Source organism: Weizmannia agrestimuris (genome assembly GCF_943193165.1).
In the GTDB taxonomy this organism is placed as follows: Bacteria; Bacillota; Bacilli; order Bacillales; family Bacillaceae_C; genus Weizmannia; species Weizmannia faecalis.
Window position 1 is genome coordinate 1 of record NZ_CALPDC010000078.1, and the last position, 6,239, is coordinate 6,239.

Annotated in this window: 7 protein-coding genes and 1 pseudogene; all 8 read right to left on the reverse strand. The window is 36.8% G+C overall.

The genetic code is table 11. From position 1 onward, the window contains the following. Positions 1-111 precede the first annotated feature (111 nt). Entirely contained in the window at positions 112-789 is a 678-nt protein-coding gene (locus NFR98_RS15380) for a hypothetical protein (RefSeq protein ID WP_014096941.1), read from the reverse strand. 21 nt (positions 790-810) lie between these two features. Further along, complete coding sequence (locus NFR98_RS15385; RefSeq protein ID WP_014096940.1) at positions 811-1,632, reverse strand: PTS system mannose/fructose/sorbose family transporter subunit IID; 822 nt, start codon at positions 1,630-1,632, stop codon at positions 811-813. Further along, the gene (locus tag NFR98_RS15390; RefSeq protein ID WP_014096939.1) at positions 1,629-2,429 is read right to left on the reverse strand and encodes a PTS mannose/fructose/sorbose/N-acetylgalactosamine transporter subunit IIC; all 801 of its coding nucleotides are present in this window, start codon (positions 2,427-2,429) and stop codon (positions 1,629-1,631) included. Before NFR98_RS15390 ends, NFR98_RS15385 begins: the two co-directional genes overlap by 4 nt. Before the next feature lie 12 nt (positions 2,430-2,441). Then, complete coding sequence (locus NFR98_RS15395) at positions 2,442-2,933, reverse strand: PTS sugar transporter subunit IIB (protein ID WP_014096938.1); 492 nt, start codon at positions 2,931-2,933, stop codon at positions 2,442-2,444. Positions 2,934-2,944: 11 nt separating this feature from the next. Next, complete coding sequence (locus NFR98_RS15400) at positions 2,945-3,385, reverse strand: PTS sugar transporter subunit IIA (protein WP_014096937.1); 441 nt, start codon at positions 3,383-3,385, stop codon at positions 2,945-2,947. 173 nt (positions 3,386-3,558) lie between these two features. Next, the gene (locus NFR98_RS15405; RefSeq protein WP_179234739.1) at positions 3,559-4,131 is read right to left on the reverse strand and encodes a PRD domain-containing protein; all 573 of its coding nucleotides are present in this window, start codon (positions 4,129-4,131) and stop codon (positions 3,559-3,561) included. A 38-nt stretch (positions 4,132-4,169) separates the two neighbouring features. After that, positions 4,170-5,776: pseudogene (locus NFR98_RS15410) on the reverse strand (sigma 54-interacting transcriptional regulator). Next, positions 5,767-6,195, reverse strand: coding sequence for an HTH domain-containing protein (locus NFR98_RS15865; RefSeq protein WP_081092977.1), 429 nt, complete (start codon positions 6,193-6,195; stop codon positions 5,767-5,769). Before NFR98_RS15865 ends, NFR98_RS15410 begins: the two are co-directional and overlap by 10 nt. Positions 6,196-6,239 lie beyond the last annotated feature (44 nt).

The following is a 6,239-nucleotide window of genomic DNA, read 5'->3' on the forward strand; positions in this document are numbered from 1 at the left end:
TTGTCACTAAGCCATGCCAAAATATTCGTCCAGCAAGCTCTAATTATTTAAATTATTACATATTTAGCCGCATTTTTGGGGGGGGAATAGTTAAATTATCACGAAAAATTTTTACTCCTCAGAGCTGTAAGCATTCGGATCACATAAGATGAATGGTATGAACTTTGCTTTACCCGGACTTATAGAAAAATGGACTGTTTTTTTATCCGCGCTTTGCGGGCAATGCATTAAAATATTGCGCCGATCCGAGTATTTCTTTTCATACAACTTTGGCAATATGAGTTCGCCTGTAAGATTTGTTGGCTTCAAATTTTCAATATAGATCCCATAGACAAGGCAGCTTAGTCTTGCACCCGTTCTTCCGACGGGTGCATACACAATGATGGTGCATTTTAAATCTTTTAAGTCGTGTTTAATTCTTGGAAACAAATTAAACACCAGGTCTGCCTCAACCCTGTTTTTGGAATTTTTAAAGTCATAAAGTTTATCATCATAACGTATTTTAAATGATAAGTCATTTTCCTGAACAAAATCCTTTGATACCCATACCCCGGGTTTGTCTTCCGTTAAATAATTACCATGATAAAACGATATGCTTTTAATGGTTCCAAACTCATCTATACTGGATGTCACTTTATTATTTGTAACATCAAAAGAAAAAGATTGATCCGGCAGTTGCTTGAGATAATAACTTTCTTTATTTGTACTAAAATATTTTCCGTTCTCAATTGTTAAATTGAAATAGGGATTGACCGATTCATCGATAAATTGAGTTATGTTTTTTGCCATATTATTTTCTCCCGAATTTTTTTAGACAATGCCCAAGACAGACAACAGTACGCCTAAAACCATGATCCCGAAGATAATTGCGATAACATTTACTTTTTTCTTCAATAAATAGAAGCAAAGAAAAGTGATCAGCAAAGGAATGATTCCTACAAAAATACTATCCAATACATTTTGGACGTTCATGATTTCTTTTCCATGCATATGAAAAGCTAAGACTGTTTTAAATTTAACCATTTGGACAGCCATCGCACCAACCATGATCAGCCCTAAAATACTGGCAGCTTTTGTTAAAACTGCGATAATGCCTTCTGAATACATTTTTTCAATATACTTGGACCCAAGTGAATATCCTAAAAATGCGCCGTAATACCGGATTAAATAGTTGGGTATATTAAACGCCAATAAAAAGATAAGCGGTGCCAGGAAATTCCCCGCATTTGCAAGCCCGATTGCCAGTCCGGCACATACAACACGCCATACACCCCAAAAAAGGGAATCACCAATGCCGGCTAACGGCCCCATCAAACTTAATTTAATGGCATTAATACTTTTCGGATCAAAGTTAGGTTTCTCACTGTTTTCCTTTTCCATTGAACCGGCAATTCCCATCACAAAAGAAGCAAAGGGGATAGTTGTACTAAAATAAGCTGTATGCCTTTCAAGCGCTAATTTCCGGTCTTCTTTATTTTTATAGAAATGGTGAATAAACGGTATCATAGAGTAGCAAAAACCGCCTCCTCCCATCGTAATCGGATTGACCGAAATATACATGGTAGCGGAACGCCAAAACATTTTTCTAATCATTTTCTTTTCGTCTTTACTAAGGTTCTGTGTTAGTTTCATTTGAAAAAGTCCTCCTCTTCATCCGAGATGGCGGCATTTACATCCGGGGCACTTGCCGTTGCCATCTTTTTCAATTGAAGATCTCTTGGAGAAACAACGACAGCAATGATAAACGCGATTGTAGCGACAGCAATTAAAGGAAGTTTTAAATATGCAACCAATACAACGCCTAAAAAGAAGTAAGCAGCAATTTTATTATCCCATAGCATCATTAACAGCATTGCCATCCCTACGGCAGGCAACATGTTCCCGGCAACTGTTAAACCATTCATAATCACTTTCGGAATACTGTTTAATACATCTCTGACAACATCCGATCCAAACAATACCGCGAAAAATGGGATGAGCGCATATAAACCATAGTGTAAGAACCATAATCCATAGTGAAGGCCGACGATTGATTTTTCTTTTCCTTCAAGCGCGAGCTTTCTGAATTTCGGTGCAAATGGCCCGATAACAAAAGAAAAGATCAAGTTCATCAATTGCAGTCCTAAAATGGCTAATGGAAAAACCAACGGGATAATCGCGCCCATATTCCCGCCCATGTTGATTGAAAAAACAGTGGCTAATCCTGCTGCCAGTGAAGGCTCTGCTGTACTGGATATGCCAATATTGACGACGCCCATAAATATTGTTTCCAGAGACGCCCCTACAAGGAGTCCTGTGTTTAAGTACCCCAGTAATAAACCCGTAAGAGGAGCGACAACGATTGGGCGGCTTAGCATAGACATGCCAAGCAATTCATGTCCTGCAACTCCTGCAAATACTGCAAACGCGACGACAATTGCATCATACACAAGGTATTCCTCCTAACGTCTTATGTTTTTAAGGATATTTACAGCTAACTTTTTTTCCATGGCTGGAGTAGGCTGAAATTCTGTATTTGGATACAGCTTTACCAATGTTTCTAAATGATCAATTTCTTCTTGTGTGAGCATGACTTCTTTTGAGAATGTGATCTTTTCCCCATCTGTCATTTTTCCGGCGTTTCCGATATTTACGAGTTCAATGTCCTGAAATCTTTCGCAAATTGTAACAGCATCTTTCACAGTTGTGACCAATACCATAAGCCTCATTTTTTGAGCCCTTGGGTCGTTCAGCAGTTGTATTGCAGACTCCACCGTTTTAATAATGCATTTTATCTCTTGAGGCACAGCCATTTTCAAACTCATTTTTTGAATTTCATTATTTGCTGCCTCATCATTTGCAACTACTAAACCATCAAGTTTTAACGCCTTCGTCCAAGTCATGGCTACTTGTCCATGTATTAATCTTTCATCCACTCTCAGAGCAACGATCATCTTAATCCCTCCTAATTAAAAAATAAATCCTCATTGTTATCTTTTTCCGTTTCCTGTTTGGAAAGATTGCTTAGTTCGATTAATTTCATTTGTTTCTGAGAATCGGCAACCATTTCCTCTAGCAGCTGATCCGTCAGTTTTTTTGTTGAAAGCACGACTTCAAGGATGACCGGTAAGTTAAAACCGGAAATGAGATGCACTTTTCTTTTTATGGAACTGGCGTAAGCAATGATCTTCTGGGTTACACTTCCTCCGTATAAATCAGTAAAGATAATAATTTCATTTTCTTCACTTGCAGATTGGAAAAAATGTTCAATTTGTTTGTCAATGCTCTCATCATTGACGTATGCATTCAAAAAATAGATGTTTTCTTCCACACCCGTAAGAAGTTTAATACTGCTTTTGATGCCGTTTGCAAAATAACCATGAGTGGCAACTAATATTTTGTTCATTTCTCTCCTCCTTTCGTCTCATCGGTTTTTCGTATATTATTAATGCAATTTCCGTGCCAGTCTTTTAAAAAACAGGTATGCCAGGCATTTCAATTGTAAAAAATAATGTGTCCAAAAAATTGGACACAACAGGAACACTGGATAGACAGATTACGGGATTCACGAAAGCCCTCTCATTTTTGAATAAACGGGCCAATTAATTGGTATAACAACGAGATTTCGTATTGGCTGACCATAATGTTGTAATTATTTTCCATTGGCTTAAAAATATTTTTTGAAGTAACGTAGAATTCCGCTTCGGGTTCTGACAATTTCTCTTTAATATCCTCTTTTTCTTCTCGAGAAATAAAAAGACGTTCTATCATAAGAGCGATGTGCATATACAAATTTAACTTTACTTTTCCAGTAAACGTAATACGATAATAATTTTCATATTTTGTCAAAACATTTTCCACTTCATTGATCACAACAACGGGATTTAAAAATTTCAGCCGGTCTACCACGCCTTGTATTGAAAATAGTTTTAGCAATTCCTGAATCATTTTATCAAAGGAATTTCTACTGATATCGTTATAAATTAAACTCCATAAATTGGAAATACCCTCTGCATCCAGCATATTGTATATATTGACATGGGGAATGGAAAAAGAGCTTGGTAAGTCCGTTGTGGTAATGACAAGCTTTGTTTTGTCAAAATAATTTTTTGAATTCCTGTCAATTGTATTTTTCAATTCCCTGTATTCCATCGTTAATACTTCTATCTTTTCTGTAGATAAATACTTGCTCATGATATCTTTAATTTTTTCCGATATGCCCATGCCGGACATACAAGAAATAATGATGTTTTTTGTTTTTGAGAAGCCTTCAAAATACTGGGTTTCAATTTTATATTTTTCGACAGACTGTTCTCTGCTATGGTTTTAAAAGGCACCCTGTTTTTTATTTTAAGCCCTATGTCCAGTGCAATCGAGGTGGTTAAGTTGTCGACTATTAATAAATCACCCTGCAGAGCGTTCTTAATGGATGAATACAGTTTGCTGAGCGAACCCATATCAACTAATAAAGTAAGCCCGTCCGGATTCGCCTGATGATGAATAAACATACGTGCTTCTGTAATAATATTTTCCAGTGCTGTATTGATCGGCATATCAATGGCTTCAAAAACATATGTTTCACATAATCGGTTGACCACAGACTGGATACTGCTGGCCGTGCTTTCTCCATGAGCGATGAGCAAACCCTTCAGTTCAATATCTTCTTTCACATAATCAGATAGCAGGAGGGAGATCACTATTTTTAGGAACGCACTTTTTTCGCTTGTTAAGTGCAGGGAACTGACAAATTTATCGGCAATATAACTCGTTCTTGGATAAACCGTTTGAATTTCTATATTTAAATCCTTTAAACAGCCTAAAAAGGGTATCTTTTTCTCATGAATGTAATAATAAAAATCAAAGCTGATTTTGTCTATTGATACACTGTTTACAATCCCGTACCGGTTCATAATGATATCTTCCCATTTTTGAATAAACATGTTCTTTACATACATTATGCTTTGATTGGATACATTTTCAAAGTAAGAAAAGTTACCCAAGCTTTTTAAATGAAGCGTCTGTAATCTGTTTTTTAATTGTTCCAATGACGCCTTTGAACCCGTGCCTTTAGCATCGTGCAAATCTGACATGATTTTTTTCAATTCCAGCATGAAGCCATCTGCATGCTCCTGGTCAAAATCAAAAGGGAATGCATATTCAATCAAGAGATAATTGTGCGGATACTTGCTTGTTTCCGCTTTCCGAACAGGCATATCAGAAATGGTACCGGGGCTTATCAGTAAAGTATCATGGTCGGGATGATGATTATAAGCATCAGCACAACTCAGCTTAATCATATTTTTTAACTTTCCGATGTTGCCATTAAAATGGCTGTTTAATAATAATTGTACGGACTCTCCTTTAACCAATATATTTTTTTGAAGGATGTTTGCTTCTTGATAAAACATATATTTTATTAACTGTATTTTTTCAGCCAATGGCCGGTTATTGAAATTAGAAATAGTAACATGTACTTGAATCCTTCTCAGAAATGTTTCTAAAAATATATTTTCCTCATTTTCTGTGGTTGCGAAAATAAATCGGACTTTCGATTCATTCCATGTCTTATTTTCCCCGAGCGGTCTGTATTTGCCGGTATCCATGAACAAAAAAAGCTTTTCCTGGTTTTCTTTAGATAATCTATGGATCTCGTCTAAAAATAAAAAGCCACCGTCCGCCTCTTGGATAAGCCCGTCTTTTTCCGGGTTGCCCCCGTAAAAGCACCCTTTTTATAACCAAACAGAACAGAAGATAATAATTCTGCATTGTCTGCGTAGTCTGCACAGTTTAAAACAATGTAAGGGGCGTTTTTTTAATAACCTCTTGATTTATGGCATACTGATAGATTAACGACGCGAGAAAACTTTTGCCGACACCTCTTTGTCCGGTGATCAATATATTTAAACCGTTAGGAGGGTATTTAACCGCCGCCTGGCAACGTTGTATGATTTCACTCTGGCTGCCATGATATCCAATAAAAGATTCGAAGACGTCTTCCGTTTTCATCTTGCTTATAACAGACCAATAGACAGGTTTTGTGGCTGTTTTTGCCACTTTTCCTTCTTCAAGTAACCTGGAAAGATAATGACTTACTACTTGCCTTGAAAGGGAAAGCTTTTCTGCAATTTCTGATGCAGTAATTCCATCTTTGGCGGTATTTAATTCGCTTAGTAATTTAAATACCTCAACTTTCGCACCTAGAAAATCATAATAAATTCAGTGCTGGCTAATGTCTATTACGTCTCAGATACAGCACTTGA

Excerpts from the sequence above, each read along its gene's own strand:
- NFR98_RS15380 (WP_014096941.1), bottom strand. The coding sequence starts at position 789 with ATGGCAAAAAACATAACTCAATTTATCGATGAATCGGTCAATCCCTAT.
- NFR98_RS15385 (WP_014096940.1), bottom strand. The coding sequence starts at position 1,632 with ATGAAACTAACACAGAACCTTAGTAAAGACGAAAAGAAAATGATTAGA.
- NFR98_RS15395 (WP_014096938.1), bottom strand. The coding sequence starts at position 2,933 with ATGATCGTTGCTCTGAGAGTGGATGAAAGATTAATACATGGACAAGTA.
- NFR98_RS15400 (WP_014096937.1), bottom strand. The coding sequence starts at position 3,385 with ATGAACAAAATATTAGTTGCCACTCATGGTTATTTTGCAAACGGCATC.
- NFR98_RS15405 (WP_179234739.1), bottom strand. The coding sequence starts at position 4,131 with ATGGAATACAGGGAATTGAAAAATACAATTGACAGGAATTCAAAAAAT.